Origin of the sequence: Rhodococcus sp. 14C212, assembly GCF_011058195.1 — a bacterium.
Lineage (GTDB): Bacteria > Actinomycetota > Actinomycetes > Mycobacteriales > Mycobacteriaceae > Rhodococcus > Rhodococcus aetherivorans.
Genome location: NZ_JAALEH010000045.1, coordinates 1 through 18,009, shown reverse-complemented (window position 1 = coordinate 18,009; position 18,009 = coordinate 1). Strand labels below are relative to the sequence as shown.

The window sequence follows — 18,009 nt, the reverse complement described above, 5'->3', positions numbered from 1 at the left end:
GGCGAGGTGGTTCCCCGCCCGTTGGACGACTCGACACTGACTCGCGCAGCTGGCAGCAGGCTTGTGAAACCCTGCCGTTCGGATCCGAATTCGCGATGCGCGCCCCCGGTGGCCGCCGGGGCGCCCTGAACGCCCGTCACGACCGGTCGGCTCCGGTACGGCTCAGCATGTCGTATCCCCCTCCGGCACAGCGAGATCGACGAGGTAGCGCGCGACGGGCAGGTCGACGCACCACTGGCCGCTCAGCACCACGCCGTGCTGGGTTCCGCGGTACGTGACGAGCACCGCGTCCAATTGCTTCGCCAGGTCCACACCCGCCTGATACGGCGTCGCCGGATCCTCGGTGGTGGAGACGACGACGATCGGGGGCAGGCCGTCGACCTCCACGGCGTGCCGATCTCCCGTCGGCGGCACGGGCCAGAAGGCGCACGCACCGAGCGGCGCGTTGCCGGTGCCGCGGCCGTCGTCGAGGAACGGGGCCGCCTGCCGGGACCGGGTGTCGAGTTCGCCGGCCACGGCCGGGTCGGTCACGGCGGCGTCGTCGACGCACCGCACCGCTGCCATCGCCTCGGCGGAGTTCGAGTACGAGCCGTCGGCGAACCGGCCCTCGTACATGTCGGCCAGCACCAGCAGTGTGTCGCCCCGGCCCTGCGCCAGTTCGGCGAGCCCGTCCCGCAGGTATTCCCAGCCCTCCGGCGAGTACAGGGTCGCGATGACTCCGCTGATCGCGTTCGGGTAGCTCAGCCCCCGCGGATCCTCTGTCGCGGCGGGCCGGTCGATCAGGGGACCGACCAGCGAGCGGAACCGCTCGACTGCGACCGCGGGATCGGTGCCGAGGGGGCAGTCCTCGCGGGTCGCGCACTCCGTGGCGAACGCGTCGAAAGCCTGCTGGAAACCGGCGGCCTGCCGCACCGCCTCCTCGACCGGGTCCTGCTGAGGATCGAGCGCCCCGTCGAGCACCATCGCCCGGACGTTGCCGGGAAACGCCTCCGCGTAGGCCGAACCGAGCCGGGTTCCGTAGGAGTAGCCGAGGTAGTTCAGCTTCGGGTCGCCGAGAGCGGCCCGGATGACGTCCATGTCCCGCACCACGTCGCGGGTGCCCACGTGCGCCAGCACGTCGGTGCCCGTTCGTTCGGCGCAGCGCGCCGCGTACTCCCGGCGGTTCTGCTCCGCCCGGGCGATCCCCTCGGGGGTCATGTCCACCGCGGGGTCCTGCCGCCACGCGTCGGTCTCCTCGGGCGTCAGGCAGTCGATCTGCGGTGTCGACGCACCGATGCCGCGCGGGTCGAATCCGACGACGTCGAACCGCTCGGCGAGCTCGGTGCCGGCGCCGACGACGGCCATCCCGAGGCCGGACGCTCCCGGTCCACCCGGGTTGACGAGCAGTGACCCGACCTTCTCCCCCGTCGCCCGTGATCGGGACAGGGCGATCTGCGCGGTATCGCCCTGGGGGTTCTCGTAATCGATCGGCACGGTCACCCGCGCGCACTCGAGCCCGGCCCCGGCCAGGTCCGATCCGTCGGTGCTGTAGCCGTCGCACGAGCCCCACCGGAGCTGCTGGGTGTAGAAGGGCTCGAGACCCGGCGGGATCTCCCCCGCCGCCGAGGCGAAGCCGGCCGCGCCGACCGGAGACGTGAACCCGCCCACGATCAGTGCCGTCGCCGCTCCCGTTGCGGTCACGAACCGCAGGACCCGGTCCCGGGTCCTGCGCTCTCCACTCGCCGCCATGAATCGACCTGCCCTCCAGTGGTACTCGATCGGAGAGGCGAATCTCTCCTCGGACCACTACAGGGTCGGTGCCGGCGGCGACCGGCACCACCACCCCGAGGGTGTCGATGGCCGACCCCTCGGGACGGCGCTCCACTGTCCTCGCCAAGCGCGCCGCCGCTCGGGCATCGCCGCGCTCCGGCCGCCCGTGCGGCTAGGGCCGTTCGGCGATGCGCTTGATCGCTTCGAGCCGGCGGTCCCACTGCCGTCCGATCGATTCCAGCTCGCCGGCCAGTTCGCCGAGCCGGGCACCGACCGCCCGGTAGCGGATCTCCCGTCCGATCCGAACCGACTCCACGAGCCCGGCGTCGGCCAGCACGGTCAGGTGCTTGGCGATCGCCTGACGACTGACCGGCAGCCGCCCCGCGAGTGCACTGGCGGACAGGTCCTCGGCGCCGATCGCGGCGAGGATGTTCCAGCGGGTCTCGTCGGCCAGGACCGCGAGCACCGCCGGAACACCCTTCGGTACATCGTTCACCGGGATTCCAGGAACTCCACCAGATCGCCGAGTTCGGCACGCCAGCCGTCGACATTGTCGTCGTGGGCCGACTGCGGGTCGCCGAGTTCCTCGAAGCCGGTCTCCACCATGGTCAGCCGGGTGCCGCCGTCGGTCTCGGCCAGGTCGAACCGCACCACTGTGGAGTTGCCCGGTACCGGGTCCACGTTCGCGTCACGTGCCCAGCGGTAGATCAGTGTCTTCGGCTCGTCCACGTGTTCGACCAGCACCCGGAAGGGACCGGCGTCGTGGCCCGTCCAGCCGAACGTGCCGGTACCTCCGGGCGATGCGTCGAATTCGATTCTGTCGCCGAACCATTGCGCGATCAGTTCGGGTTCGGTCAGGGCGGACCACACCTTGGTGGCCGGTGCCGCGATGTCGATGGTGCGGGTGATGTCGAGCGGGGCCATGATTGCCTCCAGTCCGGGTAGGGATTGTGCAACTCCAGGGTTGCACCTTTCTTCCCCGACTGCAACCCCCCAGTTGCACAAATCGGGTCCCCGCGACGGTGACGGCAGCATCGGCAACGGCATCGGGCACGGGCAGGCGGGCGGCGTCGGCGCGCACGACCCGGCCGGCCGCGTCGGCCGGCATGCCCGCCGACAGGTCCACCCCGAGCACACGGCCAGCGCGCCGGGCACGGGGCACGCGAGCCGGCCGGTCCCGCAACCGATCTCGACTATGACGCGGCCGGCGCCCTCCGGCAGGCCGCATCGAACGCGCCGCGCTTCGCGGCCCAGGCGTGAGCGCCCCACGAGGTGGCGAACCAGGTGCCGTAGTCCCGGGCTTGCGCAGCTGACGATCTGCCGCTGGACCTCGGGGGTAGGCGCACGGGGATCGGAACGGCAGCCATCTGCGCAGGAGGTCGTTCTTCGTCGGGAAGTACTGCGAGAGTGCACTGTTGCCGAACATGCACGCGCGACAGGTCACGCATGTCGGTCCCGTCGAGTCCTCGTTCGGCGATCACCTTCCGGGCGACCTCGACGATCTCGCGACGACGGGCGACGTGATCGACGACTTCGGAACCGCGCAGAGTCCAGGTGGAGACCTGTGACTTTCGGCGACGAGTGGCGCGGGTTCTGATGACTGAAAAGCGGCCCGGCGGTCGCGAGGATCTGCTTACGACGTCGGAGTCCGGAGCGATCACTTCTGAACGAACTCGGGAGAAAGGTCTGGCGTGCTCGAACCTGGGACGGTCCACACCGAGCCCGTCTCGCACAACAACGAGAAAATCAAGAACGAACTCGCCGCCTCGCCCGCCATCCCCGAGCCGCTGCACCCTGAGGACATTGCCGACAATATCGCTTACATGGTGACCCGCCCGCGCCGTTCCTCCCTTGCCGAGCTATGGGCCATGCCCACGTCTGAGCACCACACCGATCACGAGGTTCGCGCTGAACCATCGAATACCGCCGTGGCTGCGCGAGACGACCGGCGACGGCCGCTCGGCCGGGCCCGATCCGGGTACGGGCCTCAGTCGAAGTCCGGAAGGGTTACGGCGTCGGAGACCACGGTGTAGACGAGCAGCAGGACACCGTTGTCGAGCACCGTGCAGTCGCGGAGGTCGAGGGTCGCCTGCACGTCAGCGGGGTCGAACAGGCGCCGGCCGGAACCGACCAGCACCGGGTAGACGGCGAGCCGGTACTCGTCGACGAGAGAGTGGCGGCGCAGGAAACCCACAAGGCTGCCGCTGCCCATGACCAGCAGGTTCTTCTCGGCCTCGAGGGCACGAATCCCCTGTGCGACGTCCCCCTCGATGCGGGTGGCGTTCCATTCCAGTTCGGTGAGCGTGGTCGTGGCCACATGCTTGGGGATGTCGTTCATCTGCGCCTTGGAGGCGTCGTCCTCCCCGGGATGATCGGGCCAGACGGCAGCGAACTCCTGATAGGTGGTGCGGCCGAGGAGCAACGCGTCCGCCTCGTTCAGTTCGGCGTCCTTGAACGCGGCGATCGTGTCGTTCCAGTACGGGAACGTCCACGCGGGGTTCTCCATGACGCCGTCCGCCGAGACGAACTCGGTGACCGTGACCTTACCCATGACATCCTCGCTTCTCGTCGTCCGCCCGCCCCGTGTGGGCCGGTTGTAGTGTCGTGGATACAGACCGGCCGGGTCGCCCGAATTCATCGCGGCGCGCGGGCGGGCTCACGGTCCGCGTTCGGAGACCGCGGTGCCGGGCAGGCCGGTGTGGCGACGAGCATGCCCTCGCACCCCGGCAAGAACCTCCGCAGGGTCATCGTGTTCGACTCGGCGGAACCGGCCCGCGGCGTTCGGGCAAGCTCAGGCGACGCGCTCGAGCGAGGTCCCCTCGTCGAGCCGGCGCAGCGTGCGCAAGGTGGCCCACAGCAGCGTGGTGATCACCAGCCCGACGGCACCGTACGCGGGCAGCGCCGCCGAGATCGGCACCAGCGTCGCCACCGCGCCCGCGACCACCGCGCCGACGGAGGCACCGGCGGTGACCTGCGCCGCCCACACCGCGGCGATGCGCCCGCGGTACTCGTCGGGGGTGTGCTTCTGGACCGTCGCGTACCGGACGATGTCGGTGAGCGCGTCGCCGAAGCCGTGCGCGGCCAGGCCCAGCAGCGTCACCGCGACGGTCGCGGTGAGGCCCGCCCCGACGAGCCCGGCCGCGGAGACGGCCATGAGCAGGAAGACCACCTGCCCGGACCGGCGGAGGCGACCGGTCCAGCCACTGGTGAGCGAGCCGATCACCGCGCCGACCGCCGGGGCGGTGTAGAGCAACCCCACCACCGACGGTCCCGCGCCGAGCACCTCGGTGGCGTACTCGGGGACGAGCACCGACCAGCCGGCGAGCAGCATCGTCACGAATCCGCAGACGAGCACGCCGCCGATGACACGGTTCCCCGCCGCGTAGCGGAAGCCGCTGATCACCGAGCGCAGCGGCGACTCGTCGGCGACGTGCATCGGCGGCAGCGACGGCAGCCGGGTGATGCAGAACGTGGTCACGGCGGTGGCGAATGCCGCGAGAGCGTAGGCCGCGCCGACTCCGCCGGCGGCGATGACGACCCCGCCGAGTGCGGGTCCGACCATCGCGCCCAGGTCGCCGGTGAGGGCCATGAGCGCACCGGCCGCCGCCATCTTCTCCCGGGGCAGCAGGCTGGGGGTGACGGCCATGAGCGCGGTCGCGGAGATGCCGCCGCATACGCCGTCGATCACCGCCGCCACATAGACGACCCACATCTTCGGGTCGGGCAGAAACGCGTTGAGCGCGAGCACCGCGAACGCCACGCCCGCGGTGCCCCGGGCTACGGCGATGACGCGCCGGCGATCGTAGCGGTCGGCGAGCACCCCGCCGACGAACGTGGCGGCGAACGTGGTCACGCCGAGCACCGCCGACACGGCGGCGACCTGCGCGGTGGACCCGGTGAGCCGGTACACCTGCAGCGGCACGGCGACGACGAGGAAGCCGATACCGAACAGCGACACGACCCGGGCGGTGAAGATGTAGCGGAATTCGCGGCTGGTGCGCAGGGGGTCGACGTCGAGGACCAGCTTGTCGATCAGGGCCACGGCCGGGTCACCGCGGGGCGAGCAGGTCGTACCACGCCTCGAGCTGCGGTTCGGTGGCCAGCGAGACGAAGTCGACATCCGCGCCGGCGCCGCGCCACTGCTCCACGAGCGCCATCAGGCGCACCGAGTCGAGGCCCTGGTCGACGAGGCTGAGCGCGGGGTCGAGTTCGTCGGCCTCGATCTCGAGGAGCCGTGCGATATCGGTGCGGATCGTCTCGCGGTCCAGGATGCCGGACTGTGCTGACATGAGGTCACTCCTTCTCGGGTGCAACGGGTTCGGGGATGCGGGCAGCCGCGGTGAGGGCCTGGACCCAGCGCCGGGCCACGACGGCGACGGTGTGCTCGTCGAGCACCTCGGCGGGGGCGGCGAATTCGCAGTCGAGCACGGGACCCTCCGGGGTGTCCTCGACGACGGCGTCGACGTGCAGAACATGGTCGAGCGGCGTGGCCGGGTCGACGGAACCGCCGAGCGCGACGGCTTCGGGTGCGCCCGACCACGGGGCGCCGGTGTCCTCGCCGAGCGTCATCCGGCCGAGGTAGTTGAACACCACCTGGGGCCGCCGATAGCGGTCGAAGGCGTGGTCCGGCGCGAGGCGGTGCAGCAGTCCGAAGCCGATGCCGTTGTCGGGCACGGCGTTCAGCGCGTGCGCGACTCGTGCGCGCGCCTCGTGCGCGGCGGCCGCGCCGGTAAGGGCGTCCTCGGGGTCGAGACCGGCCAGGTTGAGCGCGACCGGGAACATCGACGTGAACCACCCGACGGTGCGCGCGACGTCGACTCCGGGCACGACCTGTTCCTCGCGGCCGTGACCCTCGAGTTCGACGCGCACGACGTCGCCGCCGCGAACCGAGGCGACCGCCACGGCGAGTGCCGCGAGCAGGGCGTCGTTCACGGCCCCGGAGGCGAGGACGTCCTCGGTGACCGGCACGGGGACCCGCACGTGCGTCGAGCGCAGCGCCGAGACCGTGTCGCGTGCCGGGTCGAGGGCCCGGACGCCGAGGGGTGGTTCGACCGCGTCGACCGCGGGTTGCCAGGCGGGCAGCGAGGCCCTGATCCGCTCGGAGCGCGCGGCCTCCGCGAGGCCGGTCGCCCACGCCCGGAAGGACGTGCCGGGCGACGTCAGCGCGACGGTCTCGCCGCGTCCGGCCTGTTCGACGGCGTCGGCGAGATCGGGCACGAGGATCCGCCACGACACACCGTCGATCACCAGGTGGTGCACGGCGACGAACACGCGACCGGGACGGTGCGGCCCGAAGTCGAACCAGATCGCCTGCACCATCACTCCGGATTCCGGATCGAGGGCGCCGTAGGCGATTTCGCGTTCGTCGGCGAACCGGTCCGCCCACCGCTCGTCGTCGACCTCGACGCGGCGCACCAGTGTCTCGATGCCCGGTGCGTCCTCGGGGACGGTCCAGCGGGGTCGGCCGTCGGCGACGGCGAACCGGGACCGCAGCATCGGATGGGTGTCGAGCAGCGCGGCGACGGCCTTCCCGAGCGTGTCCACGGTGAGGCCGACGGGCGCGACGAGCAACCGCGCCTGCGAGAACCGCGCGAGGTCGCCGTCCCACGCGAGGGCCTCCCACACGATCGGGGTGATCGGCACGTCGCCCGTCGCGGCGACCGCGGGCACCGCCGCCGGGGCCGTGTCCGACTCGTCGACCGCGGCCAGGGCCGCGACGGTGCGCAGCTCGAACACCTGCCGGGCCGTGAGCCGGAGCCCGGCGGCCCGGGCGCGGGAGACGAACTGGATGGAGACGATCGAGTCGCCGCCGAGGGCGAAGAAGTCGTCGTCGATGCCCACCCGGTCGAGACCGAGCACCTCGGCGGCCACCTCCGCCAGCACCGCCTCCCGCTCGGTGCGCGGCTCACCCGAGCCGACGAGCGCACCGAAGTCCGGCTCCGGCAGCGCCTTCCGGTCCACCTTGCCGTTGGCGGTGACGGGGAATGCGGCCAGGACGAGCACCGCGGCCGGCACCAGGAAGTCCGGAAGCCGCTCGGCGAGCACGGCCCGCACGACTGCCGGGTCTACGTCGCCGTCGGGCACGACGTAGCCGACGAGCCGGCGTACGCCGCGGTCGTCGGAGTGGGCGACGGCGACGGCGTCGCGCACCCCGCGCACCGCGGTCAGGGCCGCCTCGACCTCGCCGAGCTCGACCCGGAAGCCGCGGATCTTGACCTGGTCGTCGCCGCGGCCGAGGAACTCGAGGGTGACCCGGCCGTCGCCGGCCGGGACCCGGCGCACGACGTCGCCGGTGCGGTACATGCGGGTTCCCGGCGGACCGAACGGGTCGGGCAGGAAACGGGTGCCGGTCAGGTCGGGACGGCCGAGATACCCGCGGGCCACGCCGGCCCCGGCGACGTACAGCTCACCCGCGACGCCGACCGGCACGGGGCGCAGCATCCGGTCGAGGACGTAGGCGGCGGCGCCGTGCACGGCCCGGCCCAGGCACGGGGTGTCGGCGTCGGTGACCTGTCCGACGAGCGAGTCGACGGTGCACTCGGTGGGCCCGTAGAGGTTGAAGGCACGTCCGTCGGTCAGCTCGCGCAACCGCCGCCACAGCGCCGGGTTGACGGCCTCGCCCCCGAATCCGACAGTGGCGGGCTGATGTCCGCCGGCGAACAGCCCGGCGGCGACCATGCGGTCGAGGAACGACGGGGTGACCTCGAGGAAGTCGAGTGTGTGTTCGGCGACGTAGCCGACCATCGCCTCGGGGTCGCGCACGGTGTCCTCGTCGAACACGTGCACGGCGTGGCCGTCGAGCAGCCACAGCATCGGCTGCCACGAGGCGTCGAACCCGAACGACCAGGCGTGCCCGACGCCCACGCTCGTCCGGCCCGCCGCCGCCACGGTGGGCACGTACAGGTCGGCGCGGTGGCTGTCGAACAGGTTGAGCAGGTTCGCGTGGGTGACCGCCACGCCCTTCGGCAACCCGGTGGAGCCGGACGTGTAGATGACGTACACGGGGTGTTCCGGCCGCAGCGGCGCGGTGCGCTCGTGGTCGGTGACGGGCGCGGCCGGGCGGGCCCCGAGGTCGGCACGGACCGTCTCGTCGTCGAGGTCGAGCACCGGCACTCCACCGAGTACCGGTCGCAGCGTCTGCGCGACGGCGCCGCTCGTGAGCACGACCCGCGGCCGCGCGTCGCCGACCATGTGCGCGAGGCGGTCCGTGGGGTACGACGGGTCCATCGGCACGTAGGCGCCCCCGGCGGCGTGCACGGCGCAGAGCGCGACCATTATGTCCGCCGAGCGCGGCAGGGCCAGGGCCACCAGTGTCTCGGGCCCGACGCCCTCGTCGATCAGCCGTCGTGCCAGACGTGCCGACGCGGCGCCGAGCTGGGCGAAGGTGAGCCGCACGGCGCCGCACACGACGGCGACTGCGTCCGGGGTGCGGGCGATCTGCGCCGCGAGCAGGTCGGGCACGGTGCGGTGCCCGTTCGGCGGGGCCGGGGCGGTCGACGAGAGTTCGGGCAACCGCCCTCGCTCGGCCGGACCGAGGACGTCGAGCCGGGCGACGCACAGCGACCGTTCCCCGGCGAACTGGTCGAGGAGGCGCACGAGCTGGCGGCCGAGCTCACCGGCCTCGGTGCCGGTGAACAACGCCCGCTGGTACTCGAGGGTGAGGGCGAGCTCGCTATCGAGGGCGACGACGAGCACCAGCGGGAAGTTGGTGGCGTCGTGGCCGCGGACGTCGGTGACGTCGAGACCACCGGAACGCTGTGCGCGGGTGAGGGCGTCGGTGTCGATCGGGTAGCTCTCGAACACGATGAGGGTGTCGAACAGCTCGCCGACGCCGACGGCGCGCTGGACGTCGGCGAGGCCGACGTACTGGTGGTCCAGGAGCCGGTTCTGCTCGTCCTGGACTCGCCGGAGCAGTTCGTCGGCGGGCTCGCCGGGGCGCAGCGCGACGCGCACGGGCACGGTGTTGATGAACAGGCCGATCATCGTCTCGATGCCGGGGACGTCCGGGACGCGTCCGGAGACGACGGCGCCGAAGGTCACGTCGGTGCGGTCGAGCCGGGCGCCGAGGAGCACCGCCCACGCGGCCTGCACCGCGGTGTTCGCGGTAACGCCGAGGTCGCGGCAGCGGCGCTGCAGCCGCGCGGCCAGGCCGGCCGGCACCGGCACGGAGAGTTCGGCGGGCAGCGTGGCGTCGAGCGACGAGCCGGCGGGGGCGAGCAGTGTGGGTTCCTCGACGCCGGTGAGCGCCTCGGTCCAGCGGCGCAACCCCTCGTCGGTGTCGCGGTCGCCCAGCCACACGAGGTAGTCGGTGAACGGACGGACCGCGGGCAGCGACGCCGGGTCGGCGCCCGCCCCGTAGAGGGTGAACAGTTCCTGCATCAGCAGCGGCGACGACCAGCCGTCGAGCAGCAGGTGGTGGGCGGCGAAGATCAGCCGGTGCCGGTCCGGTGCGACGCGCACGAGGGTGAACCGCACCAGTGGCGCGGCCGCGACGTCGAACCGGGTGGCGCGGTCCCCGGCGACGAGGTCGTCGCTGCGCTCCTCGACGGGCCGAATGTCACATCGCGTCGATCCGACCGAAGCGGTGTGACATTCGGCCACGGGGGTGGGGTCGTGAGTGAGATCGACGTCCGTCCACCGCAGGCCGGGGTCCCGGAGGACGACGCCGATCGGGTCGCCCGCCGCGGTGGTGCGGAATCCGGTGCGCAGGGTCGCGTGCCGGTCCAGCAGCGCGACGACGCTGCGCCGCAACGTGTCCCGGTCGAGATCGCCGCGCAGATCGAGGACGGTCTGCATCGAGTACACGTCGGTGCCGGTGCCGTCGTCGAGGCCGGCGAGGAAGAGCATGCCGCGTTGCAGCGGCGTGAGCGGCACGACGTCGTCGATCGGGCCGAGTTCGGTGGTGAGCGAGGCGAGTTCGGGCAGCGACAGGCCCCGGAAGGTCAGGTCCGACGGAGTGGGTCCGCCGGCGCCGGGGGTGCCGGCGTGCCGGGCCAGCGCGGCGAGCGCCTCCACCCACCGGTCGGCGACGAGGGCGACAGTCTCCTCGTCGAGGACGCCCGCCGCCGTGAATTCGCAGACGATCTCGGGGCCGCGGGGGCCGTCCTCGGTGACGGCGTTGACGTCGAGGACGTGGTCGAGGGGTGTGCCGGGATCGACGGCACCGCCGAGGACGCCCGCCTCCGGCGCGGCGGACCACGCCTGACCTGTGTTCTCCCCGAGCGTCATCCGGCCGAGGTAGTTGAACATCACGTCGGGGGCCCGGTACCCCGGGAAGTGCCGCGTTCCCTCGGGAGCGAGCCGGCGCAGCAGCCCGAATCCGATGCCGTCGTCGGGCAGCGCCCGCAGCGACTCCTTGACCTGGGCGAGAGCGGTGCCGACTGCGGCGAGGGCGTCGTGCGGGTCGATTCCGGACACGTCGAGCACGGCGGGGTACAGGGTGGTGAACCAGCCGACGGTGCGGGTGAGGTCGACGCCGGGCACGGCGTGCTCGGCGCGGCCGTGGCCCTCGAGGTGCACGCGCAGCACGTCGCCGCCGCGCACCGACGTCACGGCCAGAGCGAGGGCGGTGAGCAGCACATCCGCGACGCCCGCCCGGTACGCGGCGGGCACGGTCGTGAGGATCTGCTCGGTGACCGCCACGGGTACCCGAACCTCGCGCGAGCGCGCGGTGGCGACGGTGTCGCGCGCCGGATCCAGCGGGCGGGCGCCCAGCGGCGGTTCGGTGGTCCCGGCGATCTCCTGCCAGCGCGGCAGAGATTGCGTAATGCGTTCGGACGTGGCGGCTTCCGTGAGCCCGAGCGCCCAGTCCCGGAAGGAGGTGCCGGCCGGCTCGAGGTCCGGCGTGGCGCCACGTCGCGCCCGATCGACGGCGGCCGCGAGGTCGGGCACGAGGATCCGCCACGACACACCGTCGACGACGAGGTGGTGCACGGCGACGAACACGCGGCCCGTCGCCTCGGGGCCGACGTCGAGGAGCACCACGCGGATCATCCGCCCGGCCGCGGGGTCGAGGTCCGCCAGCGCGCGGTCGCGTTCGGCCTCGAACAGCGCACGCCACCGCGGGTCGTCGAGACCGGCCGCGTCGACCCGGCGCACCGCCGCCGCGGCGTCCGGAATACCCTCGGGCACCACCCAGTCCGCGTCTCCGTCGGCGACGGTGAGGCGCGAGCGGAGCATGGGGTGGGTGCGCAGCAGTGCGTCGACGGCCGCGACGAGGTGCGCCTCGGTGAGCCCGGGCGGAGCGATCAGCAGGCGGGCCTGCGTGAAGCGCCGCAGATCCCCTCCGTGGTCGAGGATTTCGCGCACGATCGGGGTGAGCGGCACCGGGCCGGTGGCCGCGACGGCGGGCCGCGCCGGCTGCTCGTCCCCGGTGTCGGCGTCGCAGGTCGCGGCGAGCGCGGCGACGGTCCGCAGTTCGAACACCTGGCGCGCGGTGATCCGGACCTCGGCGGCGCGGGCGCGGGACACCAGCTGGATCGAGACGATGGAATCGCCGCCGAGGGTGAAGAAGTCGTCGTCGACGCCGACGCGGTCGAGGCCGAGGACCTCCGCGAACGCGGAGCACAGCGCCGCCTCCGTCGCGGTGCGGGGCGCACCGGATCCGGCGAGGGCACCGAAGTCCGGCTCGGGCAGGGCCTTCCGGTCCACTTTGCCGTTCGCGGTGGTCGGCAGTTCCGGAACGCGCAGGATCGCGGCCGGCATCATGTACTCGGGCAGGTGGGCGGCGACGGCGGTGCGAACGGTGACGGGCTCGGCCGTTCCGGTGACGTAGCCGACCAGGCGTCGCACGTCGCGGGCATCGGTGTGCGCGACGACGACGGCGGCACGCACCCCCGGCACGGCACCCAGCGCGGCCTCGATCTCGCCGAGTTCGACGCGGAACCCGCGGATCTTGACCTGGTCGTCGTCGCGGCCCACGTATTCGAGGGCACCGCGTTCGGTGTCGACCGGGTCCGGCAGCCACCGCACAGTGTCGATTGGGTCCGGCAGCCACCGCACAGTGTCGATTGGGTCCGGCAGCCACCGCACGGTGTCGATTGGGTCCGGTAGCCACCGCACGGTGTCGATTGGGTCCGGTAGCCACCGCACGATGTCGCCGGTGCGGTACATCCGGTCCCCGGTGAACGGGTCGGCGACGAACCGCTCCCCCGTCCGGCCGGGCTGTCCCAGGTAGCCGCGGGCGAGACCGCCGCCGGCGACGTAGAGTTCCCCGGCCACACCGGGCGGTGCCGGTCGCAACCACCGGTCCAGCACGTACAGCCGGGTGCCGGGGGTCGGGCCGCCGATGGTGACGGTGTCGCCGCCGATGCGGGTGTATGCGGCGTCGACGGTGCATTCGGTGGGGCCGTAGCAGTTGTAGGCCTCGACGCCGTCCGCGGCGCGGAGCCGCTGCCACAGCGCCGACCCGACGGCCTCGCCGCCGACGGTGACCTTGGCGGGCCGGTGGCGGTCCCCGTCGAGCAGACCGGCGTCGAGCAGCCCGCTCATCAGCACGGGCACGCAGTCGACATGATCGATGCGGTGGGTCCGCACGTAGTCGACGACGAACGCGGTGTCGCTGCGGTGCTCGTCGGGCAGCACGTGCAGGGTGTGCCCGGACAGCAGCCAGGTCAGGGCGGCGACGGCCGAGTCGAAGGCGAACGGGTAGGTGAGCAGCACCCGCCACGCGCCCGACGCCGACCGCATGATCGTCTCTCGTTGTGCGGCAAGGAGATCGGCGAGATTGGCGTGGGTGACGACGACGCCCTTGGGGAGACCGGTGGAGCCGGAGGTGTAGACGACGTACGCGGTGTGGCCGGGGCGGAGCGGCCGGCGACGGTCGGCGTCGGTGACCGCGGCGGTGGGCAGCGCGGCGAGCCGGGCCTGCACGTCCGGATCGTCCAGCACGACGACGTGCGCACCACTGCCCGGGAGGCACGCTCCGAGTTCCGCGGCGACGGCGCCGGTGGTGAGCACGACGCCGGGACGGGCGTCGGCGACCATGTGCGCCAACCGCTCCGCCGGGTACGACGGGTCGAGCGGCAGGTAGGCACCCCCGGCGGCGAGCACCGCGAGGACGGCCTCCACGGTGGCGGCAGAGCGTGGCAGGGCCAGGCCCACGAGCACGTCGGGCCCGACACCGAGCCCGATCAGCAGGCGCGCGAGCCGCGCCGAGTTCGCCCCGAGCTCCGCGAAGGTGCGCTCCTCGGCGCCGCACACCACCGCGAGGGTGTCCGGACCCGCCGAGGCAGGCAGCGCCGCGACGGTGCCGTCCGAGGGCGCGGCCGGCGCGACGGACCACGCGCCGAGGACGCGAGCGCGTTCGGTGCCGGTGAGCAGGTCCAACGCGGCGGCCGGGCGGTCCGGTGCGGCGGCGAGGGTGTCGAGGATGTGGACGAGGCGGTCGGCGAGGGCGGCGGCGTCGTCCGCTGTGAACACACCGGGCCGGTAGTCCAGGGTCATGACGAGGGTGCCGGCGACGCCCGCGGTGAGCACGAGCGGATAGTTGGTGGCGTCGCGGCCCTCGACGGCGGCGATCGTGACCCCACCCGCGCGCTGGGCACGGTCGAGCGCGTCCCGGTCCACGGGATAGCTCTCGAAGACGGTGAGGGTGTCGAACAGCTCCCCCAGTCCCACCTCGCGCTGCACCTCGGCGAGGCCGAGGTACTGGTGGTCGACGGTGCGGGACTGCGCCAGCTGCACGCGCCGCAGCAGCTCGGCGACGGTGGCGCGGGGGTCCAGGCGCACCCGCACGGGCACGGTGTTGATGAACAAGCCGACCATGGATTCGACGCCGGTCAGTTCCGGCGGTCGCCCGGAGACGGTGGCGCCGAAGACGACGTCGTCGCGGCCGAGCAGCCCGGACAGCAGCAGCGCCCAGCCGGTCTGCAGGACGGTGTTGAGGGTGACTCCGGCGTCGCGGGCGAGGCCGGTGAGCCGGTCGCCGAGTCCGGCCGGCACCTCGACGGCGACGGCGGCGGTCGGCGTGGTGGCGCGGGTGGCGCCGGGCGGGGCGACGAGGCTCGGCTCGGTGAGTCCGTCGAGGGACTCGCGCCACAGCGCGCGGGCGGCGTCGTGGTCCTGCCTGCCGAGCCAGGCGAGGTAGTCGCGGTAGGGCCGGACCGGAACCAGACCGGTGGCGGCACCGCCCGCGGCGTAGATCTCGAGGAGTTCGCGCACCAGGATCGGGGTGGACCAGCCGTCGACGACGATGTGGTGGGCGGTGAGCACCAGCCGCACGTCGTCGGGCCCGAGCCGCACGAACAACCAGCGGATCAACGGTGGCCGGGTGAGGTCGAACCAGTCGTGCAGATCCTCGGCGAGCAGGTCCGCGAGGTGACGCTCCGCGACGTCCACCGCGAGACCGGTCAGCTCGACGCTGCGCCAGGAGGCTTCGACACCGCGCACGACGAGCCCGGCGGTGCGGCCGTCCTTGCGCGGGCGGAAGCACGTGCGCAGGGCGGGGTGCCGGTCCAGCAGCGCCTGCGCAGAGGTCCGCAGGGTGTCCTCGTCCACCCGTCCGGTCAGGCGCAGCACGGACTGCACCGTGTAGGCGTCCGGTTCGGCGGCTCCGGCGGCGCGGGTGTCGTCGTCCGGGGCGGCGACGGTGCTGAGGTAGAGCAGGCCCTGCTGCAGCGGCGAGAGGGGAACGATGTCTTCGAGCGCGGAGGTGCGGGTCATGTCTGCCTATCGGAGCGGGTGTGCGACGAGCACGGCCCCCGGTCACCGACGCGGGGGCCGTGGGTGCCGGGAGGGCTACTGCTGCCGGTTCGCGGGCAGCGCGGCGAGCGCCTCGTCGATGGAATCGAGTGCGAGCAGCGCGGTCTCGTAGGTGGCGGCGTGGGAATGCTTGACCGGAACCAGATTTCCGGCCTGGACGGCGGGCAGGGACTGCCACAGCGGGGAGGCCATCAGCTCCTGCAGCTCGGGCAAGACCGAGCCGTCGGCCTCGACGCCGTAGACGATGACGTCGACGTTCCCGAGATTCCGGCCGATCTCCTCGACGGAGAGGTACTCGCCGTGCACGTCCTCGGGGTTGGCGGGCCGACCGGGGAACTGCAGGTCGAGGTCCTCGAACAGGTTGGTGGTGTACGACGAGGCGTACTCGCGGAAGAACTCACCGGGCTCGGTGCCGCACACGTTGCAGACGCCGGTGAAGGTCAGGTTCCCGAGGGTGGCGCGGTACTTCCCCGCGATCTCCGCGGCGCGTGCCTCGTACTGCTCCTTGTATTCGCCGTAGGCGTCGGACACGTTCGCGGCGTCGGCGTACTGCTCACCGAGGCCGCGCCAGTCACCGGGGTTGGTCAGGCCGAGGAAGACCACCGGAGCGAGGGCCTCGAGCTTGGCCGTGTCGAGCTGCGACTGCACGCGCGCGGGCACGCCCATGATGATCAGGTCGGGCGCGGCGGCGGCGACGGCCTCGTAGTCGAGTTCGCTCACGGCTCCGTCCGGCGCCACCTTGGGCAGGGCCTCGTACGCGGCCTTGGTCTCCGCGTCCATGTTGTCCAGCTCGCGGGTCCATTCGCAGGCGGCGGCGAGATTCGCGTCGGCCTGGAGCAGCGGCAGCACCGCGTAGCCGCAAGCGACGATGCGCTGCGGATCGGACGGGATCTCGATCGGCCCGTTCTGCGCCTCGAACGTGCGCGTGGCGTCCGCGGCCGGCTCCTCGCCGGAGCCACTGTCGCTGCCGCACCCCACCAGGCCCACGGCCAGCATCGCCGTCGCGCCGAACACCGCTGCGCGGCGCAGCCGGCCCCGTCCCTCAACCCGCATCGCGTACTCCCACATGTCTGTTCGCCGGGCACCCGCCCGGACCTGATTGGTTAGGCTAACCGAACTCAGTGTGCGCGCCAAGCGCTACGTCTCTGGACCACTGCGCCCCCCGACACCGCGCCGCGTCCGTCTGGGCCCTCAGCTCCCCCGCCACCCTCGTCGCCACAGCACCGGCCTTGACACCGCACCACCACATCGGCACGATCTGCGACGCGCTCACCTTTGCCGGCATCGACACCACCCGCTGGAGCGGCCGCGACGTCGCCCACCGGCAGCGCCGGACGATCGCCGGCGCCGAGCACCGCGCCGCGATGTTCGACCAGTGCCGCCGCGCGCTCCGCACCACCCGATCCCACACTCCGGCCTCGCCGCCGCGGCACACCGAACCGACCGGAACGCACAGTGCGTGCCCCACCACATCGGACATACCGCACGCCGAGACCGGAGTGGACTAACATCGTGGACAGTCCATTCGTCCCTGTCGATACCGACGTCTCTTCCCCGGCCCGTACTGCACCCCTGACAGGATCCAGGATGTGCACTGGCACCGGCTGTTCGAGTAAGAGAGTCGGATATCGATACGGTGACAAGTGGATACGATGGATAGGAAAGGACGGGGATTGTGGCACTACGCACCATTGTCACCTATTACGACGATCTCGACGGCAAACCGATCGACGACGGCCTGGCGCAAACTTTCGAATTCACCGTCGACGGAGTCACCTACGAACTCGACCTGCGGCCGGCCAACGCCGACGCCTTCCGCCAAGACCTCACTCACTGGATCACCATCGCCCAGCGCCAAAAGCGCGACGCGACCCGCCGGCCCCCCACCACCGGACCCCGTAAGCGCCGCAAGACCGTCGCAGGCGCGAAAGAACAACTCGCCGCCATCCGCGCCTGGGCCAAGACACACGGCTACAAAGTCTCCGACCGCGGCCGCATCCCCCAGCACGTCATCGACCAGTTCGAAGCGGCCCACCGCTGACCGCCGTCGCCGAGTGACTCCACCCTGCAGACTCTCCGGCCGCCGTGAACAGGGCCCATGGACACCCGCTGTCCGCGGGACAACCGCGGGCTGTCGATTAGCACGTGTCCACTGCACCCTCGGGTGAGCGCGCTATGGGAGGTGTCGGTCCGAGTCATCGCGAATGCGCCGGTAGCGTTCGTAGATCACGCGCGCCGAACGTCCTGGTCTCGATCAGATGCGAGTGACGCGAAATTCGGAGAGTGACAACACGTCTCGGAACCTGCAACTGTAGGCTCTCGCTCGATCTGTCACTCCGAGAAGACGACGGGCACGCTGCAGGCGCCGTTTCCCCGGGAATGGTCGGCGGCGCGCGCACGCGCCGTTCCGGACCGCACGTGAACGCGTGCTGTCGCCGAGGCCTATCCGACCACCCGCTGGATCAGCAGTACCGCACCGATTCCGATCATCGCGACACCGGAAATCCAGGTCACCACCCGCGCCGCGGCGGGGCGGGTGCGCAGCACCACCCGCGCCCC

11 protein-coding genes are annotated in these 18,009 nt (G+C 72.2%); 3 read left to right on the top strand and 8 right to left on the bottom strand.

The features are described 5' to 3' along the window. Nucleotides 1-162: 162 nt before the first annotated feature. From G6038_RS18865 to G6038_RS18855, 3 genes are all read right to left on the bottom strand, one after another. Nucleotides 163-1,728: an alpha/beta hydrolase gene (locus G6038_RS18865; protein WP_165039324.1), complete on the bottom strand. Its 1,566-nt coding sequence runs from the start codon at nt 1,726-1,728 to the stop codon at nt 163-165. A gap of 193 nt (nt 1,729-1,921) precedes the next feature. Continuing rightward, nucleotides 1,922-2,245, bottom strand: a complete 324-nt coding sequence (locus tag G6038_RS18860) for a metalloregulator ArsR/SmtB family transcription factor (RefSeq protein WP_165039323.1) — start codon at nt 2,243-2,245, stop codon at nt 1,922-1,924. Next, the gene (locus G6038_RS18855) at nt 2,242-2,673 is read right to left on the bottom strand and encodes an SRPBCC domain-containing protein (protein WP_165039322.1); all 432 of its coding nucleotides are present in this window, start codon (nt 2,671-2,673) and stop codon (nt 2,242-2,244) included. The genes G6038_RS18860 and G6038_RS18855 overlap by 4 nt, the downstream gene beginning before the upstream one ends. Nucleotides 2,674-3,173: 500 nt before the next feature. Here G6038_RS18855 and G6038_RS18850 point away from each other — a divergent pair, with 500 nt between their 5' ends. Continuing rightward, nucleotides 3,174-3,317, top strand: coding sequence for a hypothetical protein (locus G6038_RS18850; RefSeq protein WP_165039321.1), 144 nt, complete (start codon nt 3,174-3,176; stop codon nt 3,315-3,317). Between the two features lie 419 nt (nt 3,318-3,736). Here the strand turns inward: G6038_RS18850 and G6038_RS18845 are convergent, their stop codons facing one another. From G6038_RS18845 to G6038_RS18825, 5 genes are all read right to left on the bottom strand, one after another. Then, on the bottom strand, nt 3,737-4,300 hold the full coding sequence (locus tag G6038_RS18845; protein WP_165039320.1) for a dihydrofolate reductase family protein: 564 nt from the start codon (nt 4,298-4,300) through the stop codon (nt 3,737-3,739). 240 nt (nt 4,301-4,540) lie between these two features. Beyond that, the gene (gene entS / locus G6038_RS18840; RefSeq protein ID WP_165039319.1) at nt 4,541-5,791 is read right to left on the bottom strand and encodes an enterobactin transporter EntS; all 1,251 of its coding nucleotides are present in this window, start codon (nt 5,789-5,791) and stop codon (nt 4,541-4,543) included. A gap of 7 nt (nt 5,792-5,798) precedes the next feature. Further along, complete coding sequence (locus G6038_RS18835) at nt 5,799-6,038, bottom strand: phosphopantetheine-binding protein (protein WP_165039318.1); 240 nt, start codon at nt 6,036-6,038, stop codon at nt 5,799-5,801. A 4-nt stretch (nt 6,039-6,042) separates the two neighbouring features. Then, a complete protein-coding gene (locus G6038_RS18830) occupies nt 6,043-15,411 on the bottom strand; it encodes a non-ribosomal peptide synthetase (RefSeq protein WP_165039317.1) in 9,369 nt (3,122 codons plus the stop codon). Nucleotides 15,412-15,486: 75 nt separating this feature from the next. Beyond that, a complete protein-coding gene (locus G6038_RS18825) occupies nt 15,487-16,503 on the bottom strand; it encodes an ABC transporter substrate-binding protein (protein ID WP_165039316.1) in 1,017 nt (338 codons plus the stop codon). A gap of 176 nt (nt 16,504-16,679) precedes the next feature. Between G6038_RS18825 and G6038_RS18820 the strand changes: the two genes are divergently transcribed. Then, entirely contained in the window at nt 16,680-16,958 is a 279-nt protein-coding gene (locus G6038_RS18820; RefSeq protein ID WP_346772858.1) for a hypothetical protein, read from the top strand. Between the two features lie 167 nt (nt 16,959-17,125). Further along, nucleotides 17,126-17,491 carry an Lsr2 family protein gene (locus tag G6038_RS18815; protein WP_165039315.1) on the top strand — a complete coding sequence of 122 codons (366 nt, stop codon included), beginning with the start codon at nt 17,126-17,128 and terminating at the stop codon, nt 17,489-17,491. Nucleotides 17,492-18,009: the final 518 nt, after the last annotated feature.

Coding starts and splice junctions, on each gene's coding strand:
- G6038_RS18825 (WP_165039316.1), bottom strand. CDS start 16,503: ATGCGGGTTGAGGGACGGGGCCGGCTGCGCCGCGCAGCGGTGTTCGGC.
- G6038_RS18830 (WP_165039317.1), bottom strand. CDS start 15,411: ATGACCCGCACCTCCGCGCTCGAAGACATCGTTCCCCTCTCGCCGCTG.
- G6038_RS18845 (WP_165039320.1), bottom strand. CDS start 4,300: ATGGGTAAGGTCACGGTCACCGAGTTCGTCTCGGCGGACGGCGTCATG.
- G6038_RS18835 (WP_165039318.1), bottom strand. CDS start 6,038: ATGTCAGCACAGTCCGGCATCCTGGACCGCGAGACGATCCGCACCGAT.
- G6038_RS18855 (WP_165039322.1), bottom strand. CDS start 2,673: ATGGCCCCGCTCGACATCACCCGCACCATCGACATCGCGGCACCGGCC.
- G6038_RS18850 (WP_165039321.1), top strand. CDS start 3,174: ATGCACGCGCGACAGGTCACGCATGTCGGTCCCGTCGAGTCCTCGTTC.
- G6038_RS18865 (WP_165039324.1), bottom strand. CDS start 1,728: ATGGCGGCGAGTGGAGAGCGCAGGACCCGGGACCGGGTCCTGCGGTTC.